Annotated in this window: 17 protein-coding genes and 2 pseudogenes; 5 read left to right on the top strand and 14 right to left on the bottom strand. The window is 63.1% G+C overall.

Annotated features, from left to right (window positions below; all coding sequences use genetic code 11):
* Positions 1 to 341: 341 nt before the first annotated feature.
* The 9 genes from N6H05_RS19015 to N6H05_RS18975 form a co-directional block, all read right to left on the bottom strand.
* Positions 342 to 1,946 (bottom strand): family 43 glycosylhydrolase, encoded by a 1,605-nt coding sequence (locus tag N6H05_RS19015; protein ID WP_284111159.1) that lies wholly within the window; start codon positions 1,944 to 1,946, stop codon positions 342 to 344.
* Positions 1,947 to 1,999: 53 nt separating this feature from the next.
* Positions 2,000 to 2,392, bottom strand: a complete 393-nt coding sequence (locus tag N6H05_RS19010; protein ID WP_284111157.1) for a VOC family protein — start codon at positions 2,390 to 2,392, stop codon at positions 2,000 to 2,002.
* Positions 2,393 to 2,431: 39 nt separating this feature from the next.
* Positions 2,432 to 4,975 carry a bifunctional lysylphosphatidylglycerol flippase/synthetase MprF gene (gene mprF / locus N6H05_RS19005; protein WP_284111155.1) on the bottom strand — a complete coding sequence of 848 codons (2,544 nt, stop codon included), beginning with the start codon at positions 4,973 to 4,975 and terminating at the stop codon, positions 2,432 to 2,434.
* A 6-nt stretch (positions 4,976 to 4,981) separates the two neighbouring features.
* Complete coding sequence (locus N6H05_RS19000) at positions 4,982 to 5,392, bottom strand: DUF2147 domain-containing protein (RefSeq protein ID WP_284111153.1); 411 nt, start codon at positions 5,390 to 5,392, stop codon at positions 4,982 to 4,984.
* Positions 5,393 to 5,395: 3 nt separating this feature from the next.
* Complete coding sequence (locus tag N6H05_RS18995; protein ID WP_284111151.1) at positions 5,396 to 6,133, bottom strand: AcvB/VirJ family lysyl-phosphatidylglycerol hydrolase; 738 nt, start codon at positions 6,131 to 6,133, stop codon at positions 5,396 to 5,398.
* A gap of 224 nt (positions 6,134 to 6,357) precedes the next feature.
* Positions 6,358 to 7,116 carry a TIGR02186 family protein gene (locus N6H05_RS18990; protein WP_284111150.1) on the bottom strand — a complete coding sequence of 253 codons (759 nt, stop codon included), beginning with the start codon at positions 7,114 to 7,116 and terminating at the stop codon, positions 6,358 to 6,360.
* Entirely contained in the window at positions 7,113 to 8,027 is a 915-nt protein-coding gene (locus N6H05_RS18985; RefSeq protein WP_004207740.1) for a sulfite exporter TauE/SafE family protein, read from the bottom strand. Before N6H05_RS18985 ends, N6H05_RS18990 begins: the two co-directional genes overlap by 4 nt.
* Positions 8,028 to 8,084: 57 nt before the next feature.
* Entirely contained in the window at positions 8,085 to 9,125 is a 1,041-nt protein-coding gene (locus N6H05_RS18980) for a hypothetical protein (protein ID WP_284111147.1), read from the bottom strand.
* On the bottom strand, positions 9,122 to 10,507 hold the full coding sequence (locus N6H05_RS18975) for a glycosyl transferase family protein (protein ID WP_284114272.1): 1,386 nt from the start codon (positions 10,505 to 10,507) through the stop codon (positions 9,122 to 9,124). Before N6H05_RS18975 ends, N6H05_RS18980 begins: the two co-directional genes overlap by 4 nt.
* A 195-nt stretch (positions 10,508 to 10,702) precedes the next feature.
* Between N6H05_RS18975 and nhaA the strand changes: the two genes are divergently transcribed.
* Both nhaA and N6H05_RS18965 read left to right on the top strand, forming a co-directional pair.
* The gene (gene nhaA, locus N6H05_RS18970) at positions 10,703 to 11,917 is read left to right on the top strand and encodes a Na+/H+ antiporter NhaA (RefSeq protein WP_284111146.1); all 1,215 of its coding nucleotides are present in this window, start codon (positions 10,703 to 10,705) and stop codon (positions 11,915 to 11,917) included.
* A gap of 113 nt (positions 11,918 to 12,030) precedes the next feature.
* Entirely contained in the window at positions 12,031 to 12,213 is a 183-nt protein-coding gene (locus tag N6H05_RS18965) for a hypothetical protein (RefSeq protein WP_284111144.1), read from the top strand.
* Positions 12,214 to 12,237: 24 nt separating this feature from the next.
* On the opposite strand, the pseudogene N6H05_RS18960 reads toward N6H05_RS18965, so the two are convergent.
* The 3 genes and pseudogenes from N6H05_RS18960 to N6H05_RS18950 all read right to left on the bottom strand — a co-directional run.
* Positions 12,238 to 12,462: pseudogene (locus N6H05_RS18960) on the bottom strand (low affinity iron permease family protein); the annotation flags it as partial.
* 30 nt (positions 12,463 to 12,492) lie between these two features.
* The gene (locus tag N6H05_RS18955; protein ID WP_284111143.1) at positions 12,493 to 12,762 is read right to left on the bottom strand and encodes a hypothetical protein; all 270 of its coding nucleotides are present in this window, start codon (positions 12,760 to 12,762) and stop codon (positions 12,493 to 12,495) included.
* 9 nt (positions 12,763 to 12,771) lie between these two features.
* Positions 12,772 to 13,110 carry a hypothetical protein gene (locus tag N6H05_RS18950; protein WP_284111141.1) on the bottom strand — a complete coding sequence of 113 codons (339 nt, stop codon included), beginning with the start codon at positions 13,108 to 13,110 and terminating at the stop codon, positions 12,772 to 12,774.
* Between the two features lie 140 nt (positions 13,111 to 13,250).
* Here N6H05_RS18950 and N6H05_RS18945 point away from each other — a divergent pair, with 140 nt between their 5' ends.
* The 3 genes and pseudogenes from N6H05_RS18945 to N6H05_RS18930 all read left to right on the top strand — a co-directional run bounded on the left by N6H05_RS18945 (position 13,251) and on the right by N6H05_RS18930 (position 14,945).
* A complete protein-coding gene (locus N6H05_RS18945) occupies positions 13,251 to 13,436 on the top strand; it encodes a hypothetical protein (protein ID WP_284111139.1) in 186 nt (61 codons plus the stop codon).
* A 75-nt stretch (positions 13,437 to 13,511) separates the two neighbouring features.
* Complete coding sequence (locus N6H05_RS18940) at positions 13,512 to 13,958, top strand: hypothetical protein (RefSeq protein ID WP_284111137.1); 447 nt, start codon at positions 13,512 to 13,514, stop codon at positions 13,956 to 13,958.
* Positions 13,959 to 14,163: 205 nt separating this feature from the next.
* Positions 14,164 to 14,945 (top strand): annotated as a pseudogene (locus N6H05_RS18930) (IS5 family transposase).
* On the opposite strand, the gene N6H05_RS18925 reads toward N6H05_RS18930, so the two are convergent.
* Both N6H05_RS18925 and N6H05_RS18920 read right to left on the bottom strand, forming a co-directional pair.
* On the bottom strand, positions 14,932 to 15,276 hold the full coding sequence (locus tag N6H05_RS18925) for a hypothetical protein (RefSeq protein WP_284111135.1): 345 nt from the start codon (positions 15,274 to 15,276) through the stop codon (positions 14,932 to 14,934). The pseudogene N6H05_RS18930 and the gene N6H05_RS18925 overlap by 14 nt on opposite strands.
* 21 nt (positions 15,277 to 15,297) lie before the next feature.
* Positions 15,298 to 15,465 carry a hypothetical protein gene (locus N6H05_RS18920; RefSeq protein WP_159366032.1) on the bottom strand — a complete coding sequence of 56 codons (168 nt, stop codon included), beginning with the start codon at positions 15,463 to 15,465 and terminating at the stop codon, positions 15,298 to 15,300.

Raw genomic sequence — 15,465 nt, 5'->3', positions numbered from 1 at the left:
AGGGGCAGCGAGACTTGCGCACGCAGCGCGCTAGTCGCAGCGGGGTGGGCTTTCGCGACGCTGCCCCGGCTTTCCTACTCGGCCCATCTCTGATCTACCGTTGGGCATGCAAACGCCGTCCCATCTCCTTACCAGACTCTCCGCCTGTCGCGCGGCTGTCGCTTCACTGTCGCGTCAGCGTCGCGTCGAAGGCGCGCGGGCGTGACCCGTTTCTCTCGCCGCTGTCGCGTTATAGGCGCGTCACCGGCGCGTCGCAGGCGCTTTACCGGCGCATTGGTCCGAAATAGCCTGCACGACACTGTGAACTTCGACTGTCGCGTCCCGTGTTGGCCCCAATCGGCCTAGAGCGCGCGAAAACGAAAATCGGTGAAGCGCGCTTCCCCCGCACCGGCAGAATAGAGGCCGGGGCGCAGCATCAGGAAGCCGCCGCGCACATTATGGTGATAGCCCGACACTTCCATGCCCCGGTCGAAGCGCTTCCAGCTCTTGCCGTCATCCCCGCTGATGTGAAAGCGGATGATGTGCCGGTCGTTGGTAACGCGCATCCGCATCCGGCGGCCATGGGGGTTGGCGGGGCGGCCGCGCTCTATCCCATATTGATGCGTGACGAAGCGTTCCTGATCGAAGCCAAGCCCGCAATAAAGCTGCTCGTCATAGAAGAGCAGCAGGCCGGCGACGCCACCCGGCGCAATCTCGACCGTGCATTCAAACTGATAGGCCTGGTCGCCCGCGACCAGCAGCAGTGGCGACGAACTGGACGGCGCGGTGCCGCTGGCCTTCAGGATCAGCGACCCGCCTTCGACCCGCGCGCGCTGCGCCTCCTGCGGCGCCGGCTTGAAGAAGTTCCAGCGCGATCCGATGTGCAATGCGCTGAAATCGTCCGACAGTGGTTGCCCATGCGGCCCGGCCTGACCGCCCCTCGGCTTGGCGATTGGTTGCGACAGGTCGCCGCCGGTCATGCGGAACCAGCCGTCCGCCGTCCATTCGATCGGGTCGAGCAAGGTCTGCCGCCCCAATGTCCAATAACCATTTTCATAGCCATGATAGACCGACCACCAGCTGCCGTCCGGCCCCTCGACCAGGGTGGCATGGCCGCGCGACCACCATTTTTCGGCGCGGTCGACGGTGCGCACGATCGGGTTGGCCGGGCAATTTTCCCAGGGGCCATGGATCGACCGCGATCGGGCGGCGATCACCATATGGCCGGTCGGCGGACCCGCCGTGCCGCCCACGGCGGTCACCAGATAGAACCATTCCTTATGGCGCAAAATCTTGGGGCCTTCGGGCGAGAAACCCTCTACATCCCAGTCGTCGGGATAGTGCCAGGGATCATAGACATGTTCGGGCTGGCCGACGGTCGCCAGGCCATCGTCGGTCAGGCGCACCCGGTCGCCGCCCGACAGGAACAGCCAGCGGGATCCATCCTCGCCCACCGCATGGCCGGGGTCGATATGATTGGGCAGATTGAGGTCGATCGGATCGCTCCACGGCCCCTCGATCCGGTCCGCCCAGATCACATAGCTGGTGTTGGGCGATGCCTTGACCGGGATGTAGAGATAATAGCGGCCCTTGTGCTTGCACAGTTCAGGCGCCCAGACCGATCCGATATTCCGGTGAAGCGCCGGGCCGATCGGCCGCCAGTTCACCAGATCGCGCGAATGCCAGATGATGAGGCCGGGATAGGAATCGAAGGTCGAGAAGGTCATGTAATAATCTGCGCCATCCTTCAGGATGGTGGGATCGGGATGGTCGCCCGCGATCAGCGGATTGAGGAAGCGGCCATCGCCCAGATCGGCGATGCGCTGATTGTCGAAGCCGCGCCGCCAGTCGGGCGCGGGGGCAGGCGTGGCCGGTGGAGCAGGGGGCGCCGCCCGCGCCTCGCTCAAACCACCCGCCAGCGCCGCCGAAGCCGTCGCCAGCAATGCGTCCCGTCGGCTGACTGCCATGACCCTCTCCCGATTATTGATACCGGTTACCTAAGGGCCATGACCTGATGCTGTCAAATGGCGCGGACCTGATCCTCGTAAAGCTCCAGCGGCAGTCCGTCAGGGTCGGCGAAGAAGGTGAAGCGCCGGTCGGTATATTCGTCCACCCGGATCGGCTCGCACGCCACGCCATGGCTTTCGAGCCGGGCGACCTCCGCATCCAGGTCGCTGACGGCAAAGGCAAGGTGGCGTAGGCCGCACGCTTCCGGGCGCGAGGGGCGCGGCGGCGGATTGGGGAAGGAGAAAAGCTCGATCTGCGCGTCGCCGACCGCCAGATCGCATTTCCAGCTGTCGCGTTCGGCGCGATAGACCTCGTTCAGCACGGGAAAGCCGAGAATGTCGACATAGAAATGGCGGGACCGGGCATAGTCCGACCCGATGATGGCGATATGATGGATGGCGTGCATCGCCCAGCGCTATCGCGGGATGCGTCCGTCGCGCAATGGCTATCCGGCGATCAGTGCCTGAAGATCGAGCAGCGCCCGGCCGAAGGACAGGCCCTGCGGCCCCGCGACGAAGCGGGGTTCCCACTCCGGCCCGAACTTGTCCTTGTAGGCGCGCAGTCCTTCAAAGCCGTAGAGCGCATTGCCATGCTGGTAGAGCAGCGCGCCCAGCTTCGACCAGAGCGGGGCGAGGCGGCGCGCCTCCAGCCCGGAAAGCGGTGCAAGGCCGAGGTTGAACCAGCGATAACCCTGTGGCTTGCCCCACAGCATCAGGTGGATGAACAGAAAGTCCATCGTGCCATAGGGCGCGCCGTCGTCATGGCGCATCAGGTCGACCGACAGTTCGGACTGGTCGGCCGCGGCCCAGATATTGGCGAAGGCGACGATCCTGCCCTCCTGCCGCACCACGGCGCAGTCGAACCGCGCCATATAGGCGCGATCGAAGCGGCCGACGCTGAAGCATTTTTCCTTGTGCCCCTTGGCCTGGAGCCAATGGGCGGAAATCTCGGCCAGCCGGTCCATTTCCTGGTCCAGCATGGCGGCGGGGATGATCTCGAAACTGGCGCCCTCACGCGCCGCGCGCCGCTCGGCATAGCGCAGCGGCTTGGCATCCGGGCCGTCCAGCGTGAAGCCGGCCAGGTCGACATGCGCCTCCTCGCCATATTTGACGATCTGCAACCCCAGCTCGATCGCCAGCGGCAGCATATCCTGACTGATCTGGTAGAGCAGCAGACGGCCCTGCGCGGCATCGGCCTGTTCGCGCAGGCGCCAGAGCAGGTCCGCCCATTCGCTTCGGGCGCCGATCGGATCCCCCATGACGATCCAGCTATGCCCCCTGATCTGGTACATAAGGCAGCAGGTGCCGCCATCCGACACCAGGAAGCGCTTGTCGCCGATATAGGCGAGATTGGCGTCGGTGCGTTCGGCCAGCGCCAGCGCGGCCTTCGGCGGGACGGCGGCATTGCTGGCGAAGGCGGGAATGGTCGCGGCCGGGCGCAGCAGGCGCCAGAGCGCAACACCGATCAGCAGGACGGCAACGGCCAGGCTGGCGCGCAGGAAGCGCGAGGCATCGGCGCGGGCGGCAAAATGCCACCAGAGGTCATTCTGATATTCGACATGCTTGTAGGCGAAGAAGCCGATCCAGACGCAGAGGCCCAGAACCACCGCCACAGTCGCCAGCCAACCGGGGGTGAAGGCGTCGGCAATCAGCTGGGTCCGGCGATAGAAGGCCGGGCGCGCCCATTGCAGCAGCGCGGCGATCAGCAGCATCGCCGCCGCCTCCTCATAATCCAGCCCCTTGAGCAGCGAGAAGATCGCGCCGGCCAGCAGCAGGATGCGGGTCAGCCAGAAGGCGCCGTCCAGCCGCCGATAGAGGCCGGCCGACAGGATCAGCAGCGCCGCGCCGACCAGGCTGCCGGCCATGTGGGAGGCTTCGAGGAAAGGCAGGGGCACGACGCTGTTGAGGGTCGCGACCCGGTGCGGGATGGCCGGAAGCGAGCCCGATACCAGCAGGATAGCGCCGCCCAGGAAGACGAGCGCCGCCGTCATGATCGGTGCGAGGCCGGTCGTGACGGCCTGCAGCCCTCGCAGGGTGCGGCGCAACGGCTGCCGCCAGCGCCAGCCCTCCTGCGCAACGATGATGCCGACCGCGATCAGCAGCGGCAGGATATAATAGACCAGCCGATAGGCGAGCAGCGCGGCCACCAGTTGCGGCCGGTCCACGCCGGGCAGTGCGGCAAGCATCACCAGTTCGAACACGCCGACGCCGCCGGGCACATGGGTCAGCAGCACGGCGACGATGGCGAGCGCATAGCCCAGGAAGAAGGCGGGCCAGGCATGGAGGCCGACGCCGGGCACCAGGACGAACAGCGCAGCGCTGGCGGCAGCGAGATCGATGACGCCGATGCCGATCTGGCAGAATATGCGCGAGGCGGGCGGCAGCGGCAAGGACATGCGGCCAAAATGCAGCATCCGTCCCTGCCGGCCGGCATAGAGGATCAGGCCGATGATGGCCGCGAGGGTCAGGCTTCCGGCCACACGCAATGCCGGCGCGGACAGGCGGACATCGCCCATCGACAGCGTCTCCGGCCGCCAGACCAGCATAACCGCCGCCAGCGTCAAAACCCCGCCCCAGAAGGTAGCGCCGGCGATCGCGACCACCCGCGCGACATCGGCAACGCCCAGCCCCGCCGCGCTATAGATGCGGTAGCGTGCCGATCCGCCGGTCAGCAACGACAGGCCCAGATTATGGCTGAGCGTATAGCTGGTGAAGGAGGCGAGCGCCGCCGTGCCATAGGGCAAGGGGCGGCCGATCGAGCGCAGCGCCAGTACATCGTAGAAGGTAAGCGTGATATAGCTGATCACGGTCAGCAGCAGGGCGGGGATCAGGGCTGCCGGGCCAAGTGCATGAAAGGCCGCGCGGATGTCGCGTACATGCACATCATGCAGCAGATGGTAGAGCGCGACGAAGCCGAGCGCGGCGAGCAGCACGACCAGCCCGACCGACAAGGGCGTCTGGTAACGGCGCAAATATGTGATGGCCCCCATCTGCCGTTATCCCGTCCTGACCCGGTGCCAGAGCTGGCTGCGGCAGAAAAGCCCACCCAGGATGCAGCCGGAAATCTTCAACTGGTCCGGCCCCTGCTGGTCGATGGTGGAATAGAAGGTGCGGCCCATGTCGGGCACATAGACGCGGCCGGCCCAATGGCCGGGTCCCTTGGGCCGATAATCCTGCAGAAGGATGGTGCCGACCAGATGCGGGATGCCGGCATCGCTGGCATCGGCCAGCGCCTCGGCATTGGCGTGGCTGACCCAGCCGCACAATCGGTCCTGACAGGCGCCGGTCGTGACCGTGACGCTGCCACGCGGATTGATCCAGGAACCCAGCACCGGATCGGCCGCCATCGCCGGAACGGCGGCGATCAGGCTGAAGCCGACAAGGAACAGGCGCAAGGCGTGAAACATGGGTCAGGTCTTCCGGATCAATCCCTGCCGGGCGAAGGCCGTGTGCAGGATATGGTAGAGCGCATCGACATCATGGTGCAATGGATGTCCGCCCGGCAGCGCGAGGGTCTGCACATTGGGCTGGTGCAGCAATGGGCACAGGCTGGCCGCTTCCTCTTGCCCATGAACGCAGAGCAAAGGTGCCCAGTCGAGCTTGCGCGCGGTCGGCAGGGCGTCCGCCTCTGCCATCGCAAAGGTGAATATCTCACCGGGCGAAGCGCGATATTCGACCGTGGCGCCTGGCACGACCAGTGCGACCATGGCGATGGCATGGCGTTGCGCGGGGGGCAGCGCGGCAAGGCCGACATGCGCCATGTCGGCGCCGAAGGACTGGCCGATCAGGATGACCGGCGCGGCGGGATCAATGTTGCGGGCCTGGGCGAGGGCCTGGCTGATCAGGGTAGTGGTTTCGGCAGGGCTGCGGGTCTTGCGAAAATAGGTCAGCGAATTGACGCCAACGGTCGGCAGGCCGTCTCGCGTCAGGCGTGCCATGATGCCCGGCCCCATGCCGACCTTCATGCCCATGTCGCCCGACAGGATGATGGCGATCGGCGTGCCATGGCCCGGCCGATAGCCCTGTGGGCGGGAGAGGGAAAAGGGATCGCCGCCGAGATAGCCGAGCCATTGGAAGGCCGCCGCGAGCAGAGCGAGGATCAGGATGGGCAGGATATACCGGATGCTCTTGCCACCGCGCGCCATCATGCCGTCTCCTCGATAGACCCGAGCGCCCGGCACGTCGGGAGGAGACCGACGTGCCGGGCTGTGGGCGGCCGGAACAAGACCCACGCGTTCCGGCCGTTCGGCCAGCTGGTCCAAGCTGGCCTGTTTCGTGCCACCCAAGGGGGAGGGGAGGTGGCAGGACCGATATGGTCCATGACGGCCTGCGACAGCGTGGCTGGAAGATGAACTTTTGGAGAGGCGGCCGATCAGATGCGGCGGGCAACTGCGCCGGCGGCCCAGCCCATGCCCACGGCCAGGGCAATCGCGGTCAGGCCATAGAGGAAAGACCAGCGTTCGGCCGCGACGGCCATGAACTGTTCGAAGCCCGATTTGCGGACATGGATGTCGCGCACCGCCGCCGCGACAACGCGACCGTCCTGCACCAGGAAGGTTTCGGCGGTATAGTCGCCCACGATCACGCGGGCCGACAGCGGCAGGCGGGCGCGATAGAGCACGCCGTCACTGATCTCCACCGTGCTGGGGCGTTCGACGAACAGGCCGTTGCGCTGGCGCAGGTCGACCAGGCCAGCCTGGAATCGGTCCAGTTCCGCGCTGTCGTTGAGCGAGGAAGGCGACAGTTGCAGCTTGTCTAAGCCCAGTTCGTAGATCGCCGCCGTGCGCTCGTCGACGATCTGGTCGATCGGCCGGGAAGAGGCCATGGCATAGAAGCTGGGCGCAGAGCGAAAGCGGGCGCGGTCGGCATTGACCCAGATGCCGGCCACCTTCTGCTTTTCGCGCATGGTGATCGACTGTTCGGGGCCCTTCAGCACGACGACGATGTCCGCCGGCTTGTCCGGCCGCCGACCGTCGGGATAGACGATTGCGCCGAACAGCAGCAGGTCCGCGCCGGTGAAGCTGTACTGGATTTCAACCTCGCGCTGCGACACATCGGGCACCAGTTGCGGCTCGTCCGCAGCGCTCAGCAGCAGGGCCAGGGCCGGCAGGATGAGGCGGGGCATCATCATTTGACGTCGATCGTGAAGATTTCATCGGGCCGCCAACCCAGCCCCAGCGCCATGCGCGCGGCGACCAGCAGCACGATCGCGGCGAGCAGGATGCGTAGATATTCCGGGCGGATCGTCATCGACAGCCGGGTACCGACCTGCGCGCCGGTGACGCTGCCGATCAGCAGCAGCATGGCCAGCACCAGATCGACCGCCTTGGTCGTCATCGCATGCATCATGGTCGTCGCCATGGTGACGAACAGGATCTGGAACAGCGATGTGCCGACCACAGACTGGGTGTTCATGCCGAGCAGGTAGAGCATCGCCGGCACCAGGATGAAGCCGCCACCCACGCCCAGCAACATGGTTAGGATGCCGGTCGCCATGCCCAGCAGCAGCGGCGCCAGCGGCGAGATGTAAAGGCCCGAGCGATAGAAGCGCCAGCGCATCGGCAGTGCGGCGACCAGCGGATGGTGGCGGCGCTTGCGCGCCTGCATGCGCTTGCCGGTCTTGAGCGCGATAAGCGCCTGGATCGACTCCTTCGCCATCAGTGATCCGATGCCGCCCAGCATCAGCACATAGAGAATGCCGATCACCGTATCGATCTGCCCCAGCGACTGGAGCAGGCGGAAGATGAGGACGCCAAGGCCCGCGCCGACTACGCCGCCGGCGATCAGCACGCCGCCCATGCGGAAATCGACGGTGCCGCGCGACATGTGGGTGACGACGCCGGACACGCTGGCGCCGGTTACCTGGCTGGCGGCAGAGGCCGCTGCGACCGTGGGCGGGATGCCATAGAAGATCAGCAGCGGCGTGGTGAGGAAGCCGCCACCCACGCCGAACATGCCCGACAACAGGCCGACGACGCCACCCAGTCCGATGATGACCAGGGCGTTCACCGACAGATTGGCGATGGGCAGGTATAGATCCATGCCCCATCGGGTTAGAGACAAAAGACTCCGAGCGAAAGCCGGGAGATGGCTGGCAGGCTAAAAATCGGCGGCGAGCGTGACCGCCAGGCCGGAAGCCGGTTTGGCTTGACCGGCGACACGTTCACGCCATTCGATCCCGATGCGTGCGGCGATCGCTGGAAGGGGCAGGCGAAACTGGATTTCGGGGCCGATATCCAGTCGTTCGACATCGGGTTGCGCACCGCCAGACAGGCTGAGGCCAACGCGCAGAGGACTGTCCTTGACCGGCGCGAGCAGCGAGAATTTTCCGTCGATGAAAAGGTCGCGCTTATGCAGTCCCACCATGCCGGTCTGCGCGTAGAGACTTGCCTCAATCGGACCTGCGACTGGCGCAGGGCCAAAGCCACCCACAAGGAGCAGGGCGAACGCGTTACGGGCCTCGGCATCAAGCGCTATTCGTCGTTCTGCAGCCAAGCTGACGGCCAGGTGGCGGATCGGCTGGTAGGATAAGCCGATCGCAGTCTCGGGCGCTTCGGGGGACTGGAGTGCCGTCGTAACCCGGCCATAGCCCGCAAGTCGCCCTGAGGATCGGGGTGTCAGGTCGAAGTCGAGCCGCGCGCCGCTCTGCGATCCACCCAGGCGCCCGACAGTGGCGAGATCGGCCGATGAACCGCCGCCGGAGCGCCAGAGCAGCCAGGCACTGCCTTGCCATCGCTTCTGATCCATAGCTGGTGCTGTTGATACGGAAATGGCGAGAGGGTCTATGCGCTTCGTACGGGCGGGGTGATTGCTTTGGTTATGGGGCGCTGGGCGCATGGACCATGCGATCGATAGCGGTGCAACGCGATAGGATGTCGGGGATGGCCTGAACGAACGGATTATATGGCTCGGCAGTAATTGGTTGGTTGGCGTGTTTGCTTCGGCGGCAATCATGATCACGCGCCCTTTGACGACCTTTTTCGTCGGCGCGCTGACCCATGCAGCCTTGGAAGGTGCTGGCGCTATTACAGGTGGGGGTGGGCTGGAGGCAATCGTGCCGAACAGGCGCATGCCGGTCCAGCCGATGCACAGCATGAAAAAGAAGCGCACCGGCCGTCCATCAGCCGATGATCCGGTCATGCCTGTTCCTCCATGTCGGGGAAGCGATGTTGCGTCTTGTCCCATACCAGCGGCTTGCCCAGCAGCGACTGGACATAGAGGATCACGGCGCGCCGGGCGGCAAGGACGGCGATCGCGTTGCCGACGAACATGCGCGGAACCGCTGCCAGGCCATGTCGCCAGCCATAAGCGTGGCCGGCAAAGACCGCGCGCATCATGATGCGCCATGCCATCAGCCACAGATTGAGCGTCAGCAGGGCGTCGATCAGGGGCGCGGACGGTCGCTGCTGCTGAGTCAGGAAAGGCCGCGCCAGTTCCAATATGCTCCAGAGCAGCAGCGTGGCGTAGGCAGCGACAATGATCAATGCGGCCAGCGTGGCGCGCCGGTCCCTGATCCGCATCCACCATTCGGCCGGGCCGCCCTGCCAGCCCATGCGGTCCCATCCGGCGAGCGAAATGCCGATGATCCATCGGGCTTTCTGGCGGATGGCAGCCGGAACGCTATCGGGAAAATATTCGCGGGTTGCGACCAGTTGCCCCTGTGCATCACGAATGCGCAGGAAGATGCCCCGGCCGCCCATGTCGGCGATGCGCAGGCCGGCTTCATAATCTTCCGTCAGTGATCCCGGATCGAACGGCCCTGCGTCGGGATGGGAGGCTAGCGCGGCCAATATGTCTCGTTCGAACGCGCAGGCGACACCGGCGGATGGAATGGATGCGCCAAGAAACTCTCTAACAGTCAGGGACTTTCCATGAGCTTCCGCGAACTCATCGCAATAATGATTGGCGATCGCGCGGGAAAACCAGGTGCCGCGACCGGGCAAAGGCAGGACCGGCAACTGCACCAGTGCGAACCGGTCGATCATGTGATCGAACAGGCGAATTTCATCGGCATGTACGACGTCTTCCGCATCGTGCATGACGATAGCCTTGAATCGGACGCCGCTTCGGCCTTCCTCCGCCAGCATGCTACGCCAGTTGATATTCAGGCAATCGGCCTTCGTGGTCGGGCCGGGGCGATCATTCAGGCACAATATGATATGCGGTTGATCGATGGCGGCCGATGCGATTGCGTCGATCGTCGCCGGATCATTGGGATAGGCGCCGACGAATATGCGATAATCGGCATCGCCCCAGCAATGCACGGCATGGCGCAGCATGGCGCCGACGACGTCCGCTTCCTGCCAGGCGGGAATGAAGATGGCGATACGGCCTGGCGTCGATGACGGCGGCAATGTTGCCATCGTCATGCGGAGGCGGCGAGGATGCCGAACCGCCCGCCAGGCGCGGCGGATCAGGAATAGCAGGTCGATCGCCAGATCATCCAGCCCGCCCAACGCAAAGCCGATGGCCGCGAACAACAATATCTCATAATGCAGCGCCTGTAGCGCGCCAAAGAGCATGTCCCCCACGATCCCGGATTTCCCCTGTCCCGATCGCCATGCGGCAGGGCGAATTTATGTCATGAGAACAGCGGTCTTCCAAGTATTTTGGAGAAAATCTTTCAACATTGGCCGGCGGATCTGGGTTGGACCTGAGCGGAAATTTCCCTAAGGGGAAGGAATGGTAACATCGGCAAGCACTTATGGAGAAGAGACGTGACCGAACGGCCCGTGTCCGCCCTCAGGAATTTCCTGAAGGGAGAAGCAGGCAGTGGCGTCTTGCTGATGATTTCGGCCGCGATCGCAATGATCATGGCGAATCTTCCGGGTGCTGCCGGCCATGTCTATCATGACATCTTCCATATGGTGACGGGGCCGGTGCTTGCTCCCGCACTCGGTCCCATGACGATCCATTTGTGGGTCAATGACGGATTGATGGCGATCTTCTTCCTGCTCGTCGGGTTGGAGATCAAGCGTGAGTTCGTCGATGGTGGCCTGTCCACCTGGGAGAGGCGGCGCCTGCCTTTCATCGCGGCGGGGGCGGGCATGATCGCGCCGGCGCTGGTCTATCTGGCCGTTACGGCTGGGGAACCGGCCCTGGCGCGCGGCTGGGCGATCCCGGCGGCCACCGATATTGCCTTTGCGATCGGAGTTCTGGCGTTGCTGGGATCGCGGGCTCCCGCATCGATCAAGCTGTTCCTGACGGCTGTCGCGATCGTCGACGACATGGGCGCGGTGGCGATCATTGCGCTGGCCTATAGCCAGGGGCTGGATATCATGGCTTTGGCCGGCGCCTTTGTCGTCCTGCTGGTCATGTTCGGCATGAACCGTGTCGGCGTGCGGGCCTTGGCACCTTATCTCATCGGCTTCCTGCTGCTTTGGTATCTGATGCTGCTGTCGGGCGTGCATGCCACGATCGCGGGCGTGCTCGCCGCCATCACCATCCCGGTTAATCGTACGCCGGGGGCGCCCGATGCGGTGGACAGTCCGCTCCATCGCCTGGAGCATCTGATCCATCCCTGGAGCGCTTATCTGATCGTGCCGCTCTTCGGTTTTGCCAATGCCGGCATCACCCTCAACGGCGACGCGATCGGCGCTTTGCTCAGCCCCTTGCCGATCGGCGTGGCGCTGGGGTTGTTGGTCGGCAAGCAGCTGGGCGTATTCGGCAGTATCTGGCTGGCGCAGAAGCTGGGTATCGCGGCGCGGCCTTCGGGGGCAACCTGGGTGCAGATTTACGGCATGGCGCTGTTGTGCGGCATTGGCTTCACCATGAGCCTGTTTATCGGCGCGCTCGCCTTTCCGGGGCAACCATTGCTGGTCGAGGAGGCCAAGATCGGCATCCTTGGCGGATCCTTGCTGTCCGCGCTGTGCGGTTATTCGGTGTTGCGTTTCGCGCCAACGCCGCGTTCGGTTGAGCGGGGCGTAGGGTGAGGGGAATCGCGTAGCATTAACCTTCATGCTACTATTGCGCTGCCGTTGCCGCGACTCGCTTCGCGTCAGCGCGCCGACCGCACTTTCGAAAAATACGGGAGGAGGGCGAACCGATGGAGACGGACGTCAACTATCTGCTGCATCGCCAGCAGATATCGCTGATAAACGCGCAGGCGGCAGCATCGCCCGATGGGCGCGCTGCTTATGAAGGGCTGGCACGCGGTTATATCGATCAGGTCGAAGCCTATCGCAGGCGCAATGAGCAGCAGGAAAAACTGATCATTCCGGCGCACTGATCCTCCGATCGTTGCGCCATCGCGCTATCGACGAGAGATCAGTCGATCGATCACTTCCTGATGCGGGCCATCGGCACCGCATTCGCGCTCCAATATCGTCTTGATCTTCTCCAACTCGGCTTCCGTCAGATGTTCGATGCCGATGAAATCGTTGCGCGCGCTCTCGATCGAGCGGATCAGTTCGTCGAGCTTGGCCTGGATTGCGGCGCCGTCGCGGTTCTGGGCATTCTGGATCAGGAAGCAAATCAGAGGGTTGTAGCAACAAAGCCCTAGCCCGGATTATCGCAGGAAACTGCGCTTTTTCGGTGGATGCGTGTCCGCCAATCGTCGTGTAGGTCCGACCTTGCCCGCTGGTGTTTTGCAGCGGCTGCATTTCAGCTTCTGATAGACGATCACCATCCCCATGCCCCAGCCGCGCTCACGGAAATGCGCAGCCAGTTCGCCGCTGTCGAAGGTCGCCGTCCGATTGCACAGGAAACAATGCACGTAGATATTCGCCTGACGCGACGTAAAATGCTCCAGCGTATCCCACTTTAATGCCGCACCCATACGAGCGCTTTACGCGGCGCGGCGAAGCGGCTCATTGTCGACCAACTGACCGCCCTTAAAATGCCAGACCTTCGCATGGCTCGCAGGGCCACGACCCGACAATTCCAGCCAGTAGTTTTCTTCAAGCGGGTTCTCTTCCGCGACCGGGACCATGAGATAGATCAGGGTCAGCTTCGCGTCGCCTTCGGCCATCGTAAGGAACTGGTGAATGTCGTTAGCGTCGGAAAGGTCGCTGAACGACATGCCAAGGTCTTTTGCGACCTCAACGAAGCCATTGCGCGGTCCTTTCTTGCCATGAAGGTCGATATGAGCGTTCAGCGCAACGAACGCCTCTTCCAGCTTGTCCATGTTTCGTTCCCTTCGAGTCGATGTCATACGGAATGAGAACAAAATAGGAACATAAAGGCAAGAGGCTTGTGGATGGTTGGCGACGTTGATCCAATGCGCAAGTTGATCGTTGCGTAGGTTCAATGATGATGGAGGCAGAAATGATAGCGGAGTTTAATTTGCTCGACGGCAATCTGGTTTCGATCAACATGGATCAGGTCGATTATTTTCAGCCGAGCGACGATGGCACTCTCGTGGTGTTTTCCGATGGCCGAACGCTCGAATTGATGGACAGCTATGATTTTGTCGCGGAGGTTCTGAATCCCGAGCGTCAGGCTGGCCTCTGACCAATCGCGCAAAGGGGATAGACTGCGGCCGTGATGTCGCGGCATGTTGCCGACAGAATTTGTCGGGGATCGGTCTTGCTGAAAAATCCACTAATCGCCTGTGTTATGGTCGCGATGCTAGGAGCATGTGACGACAAGGTGATAGAGCAACCCGGCGCTTGCTCCGGTGGCATTGCTCGGATCGCTGCGGTGAATGAACTTGCGCCGATCATGGAGCGAATTTCCAATCCGGAAACTCGTGCCGATGGCTGTCAGCGCTTGGATCGCTTGCTCGAAGATAGCGCCGCGATGCACCATTATGAGCGGGATAAGCCGAGCGGCTGTGACTGGGGTTATGGGCTTCGCAGCCCATACGAGCAGGCGACGAATATCCTGAAAACGAAACAAAATGCTCTCGCGAAGCTGTGTGACTGGGCGCGCAAGGATGCCGCGATGGAAGCTCAGCGTCGTGGGGAGGACATTTTGGGTGGTCTACCGCCAGGAGATCGGCAGGCATTGGAGCGCGCTTACGAGGGCCGTTGATGTTCAGGCATGGAAAAGCCCGCCAGTTTCCTGACGGGCTTTCTTACCATGTCTAAGCGCAGTTATGCCCCAGAAGCGGTCGATGCTTTGCTCGCGAGCGAGTGGGCTGTCTGAGCCAGTAGCGCGGAGTTGCTAGGCGGCGTTGACAAAAGGGATTCCCAATCGGTGCGTGTTCTGATTCAAGGCTGCTCTTTGGGGAGCGGTCATGGATCGAGGGGATTTGTCGGACGCGGAGTGGGAGTTGATCGGGCCGCTACTCCCGTCCGAGCGTGGGAGGCATGCCCGACCGGCCGGCGATAACCGGCGCTTTCTCAATGGCATGCTGCATGTGCTGCGGGTCGGTTGCCCGTGGCGCGACATGCACGAGCGCTATGGCAAGTGGAACTCGGTCTATGTCCGGTTCCGGCGCTGGGCGGAGCAAGGCGTCTGGGACGCCATGCTGCAAACGTTGGTCGATCTGGGCCTCACCGACGACTGGCAGCACATGATCGACAGCACCACGGTTCGCGGCCACGTCTCGGCAGCGGGCGGAAAAGGGGGGCTTGTGCGCAGGCTTTTGGTCGATCACGCGGCGGCTTTACGAGCAAGATCCACGCCCGCTGTGACAATCAGGGCCTCCCTGTCGGCTTCATCCTTACCGGCGGCGAGGCATCGGACTATACGGCGGCCGACGATCTGATGAACCTGCCGCTGCCCAAGCCCAGGGCGCTGCTCGCCGACAAAGGCTATGATGGCGACAGGTTCCGGGAGAACCTGCTCATGCGAGGCATCCTGCCCGTCATCCCGCCGCGCTCCAACCGCAAGGTGCCGGCCCATCCCGACTACCGGCGCTACAAGGATCGCAATCGTGTCGAGCGCATGTTCGCCAAACTCAAGCAGCAGCGCCGCATCGCCACCCGCTACGACAAGACCGTCCTGTCGTTCGAGAGCTTCATCAACCTCGCTGCCGCGCGACTATGGCTGAAAGCTTTTGTCAACACCGCCTAGCAATCGTCACGGCATTCACGGCGCTTGATCCCGCAATCGTCGCGGACGTGCGGGCTTGGGTTGCCCATACGGCACTTGTCGTCGTAATCCCGACTTGGTTTTCGATTTCCTCATGAGCCTGCATCTTCGCCTGTACGATGGGCATGTCCTCGTAGATATGCTTTTCCATAGTGCGCGATAGGATGATGTTTCGCTTCAATGCTGCGCGGTGCTTTTCCTCTGCGGCCTGAACAGCGGCCTTTGCATCAGCTATCCCACATTCGGCGGCAAAGATCGCTTCCCTTGCAGCGCGCATTTCCTCAATCAATTTCTCGATAGCATTGTCTGCCATTCTCGTTCTCCCTTTAATCGATTAGTCCGGTTTGTGCGCTTCAATCGCGCGCTCCAAACTGGCCAGTGCTTCTTCGATCGCCTTTGCGAGTGGGCAATCTATATCCCTACTTAGCAGAGCCGTAATATCGTCCCGCATCATTTCCTGAGCGTCTTCCGGTGCAATCGGAGTGCTTTCCACTTTAGTCAT

It is taken from the genome of Sphingobium sp. WTD-1, from assembly GCF_030128825.1.
GTDB lineage: Bacteria > Pseudomonadota > Alphaproteobacteria > Sphingomonadales > Sphingomonadaceae > Sphingobium.
This window is presented reverse-complemented; position numbering and strand designations above follow the sequence as displayed.

What these genes read in the sequence shown, in the direction of transcription:
- N6H05_RS18925 (WP_284111135.1), bottom strand. Translation starts at nt 15,276, where the DNA reads ATGGCAGACAATGCTATCGAGAAATTGATTGAGGAAATGCGCGCTGCA.
- N6H05_RS18990 (WP_284111150.1), bottom strand. Translation starts at nt 7,116, where the DNA reads ATGATGATGCCCCGCCTCATCCTGCCGGCCCTGGCCCTGCTGCTGAGC.
- N6H05_RS18965 (WP_284111144.1), top strand. Translation starts at nt 12,031, where the DNA reads ATGGAGACGGACGTCAACTATCTGCTGCATCGCCAGCAGATATCGCTG.
- N6H05_RS19000 (WP_284111153.1), bottom strand. Translation starts at nt 5,392, where the DNA reads ATGTTTCACGCCTTGCGCCTGTTCCTTGTCGGCTTCAGCCTGATCGCC.
- mprF (WP_284111155.1), bottom strand. Translation starts at nt 4,975, where the DNA reads ATGGGGGCCATCACATATTTGCGCCGTTACCAGACGCCCTTGTCGGTC.
- N6H05_RS19010 (WP_284111157.1), bottom strand. Translation starts at nt 2,392, where the DNA reads ATGCACGCCATCCATCATATCGCCATCATCGGGTCGGACTATGCCCGG.
- N6H05_RS18985 (WP_004207740.1), bottom strand. Translation starts at nt 8,027, where the DNA reads ATGGATCTATACCTGCCCATCGCCAATCTGTCGGTGAACGCCCTGGTC.
- N6H05_RS18945 (WP_284111139.1), top strand. Translation starts at nt 13,251, where the DNA reads ATGATAGCGGAGTTTAATTTGCTCGACGGCAATCTGGTTTCGATCAAC.
- N6H05_RS18980 (WP_284111147.1), bottom strand. Translation starts at nt 9,125, where the DNA reads ATGACCGGATCATCGGCTGATGGACGGCCGGTGCGCTTCTTTTTCATG.
- N6H05_RS18955 (WP_284111143.1), bottom strand. Translation starts at nt 12,762, where the DNA reads ATGGGTGCGGCATTAAAGTGGGATACGCTGGAGCATTTTACGTCGCGT.
- N6H05_RS19015 (WP_284111159.1), bottom strand. Translation starts at nt 1,946, where the DNA reads ATGGCAGTCAGCCGACGGGACGCATTGCTGGCGACGGCTTCGGCGGCG.
- N6H05_RS18975 (WP_284114272.1), bottom strand. Translation starts at nt 10,507, where the DNA reads ATGCTCTTTGGCGCGCTACAGGCGCTGCATTATGAGATATTGTTGTTC.
- N6H05_RS18950 (WP_284111141.1), bottom strand. Translation starts at nt 13,110, where the DNA reads ATGGACAAGCTGGAAGAGGCGTTCGTTGCGCTGAACGCTCATATCGAC.
- N6H05_RS18920 (WP_159366032.1), bottom strand. Translation starts at nt 15,465, where the DNA reads ATGACTAAAGTGGAAAGCACTCCGATTGCACCGGAAGACGCTCAGGAA.
- N6H05_RS18995 (WP_284111151.1), bottom strand. Translation starts at nt 6,133, where the DNA reads ATGATGGCGCGCGGTGGCAAGAGCATCCGGTATATCCTGCCCATCCTG.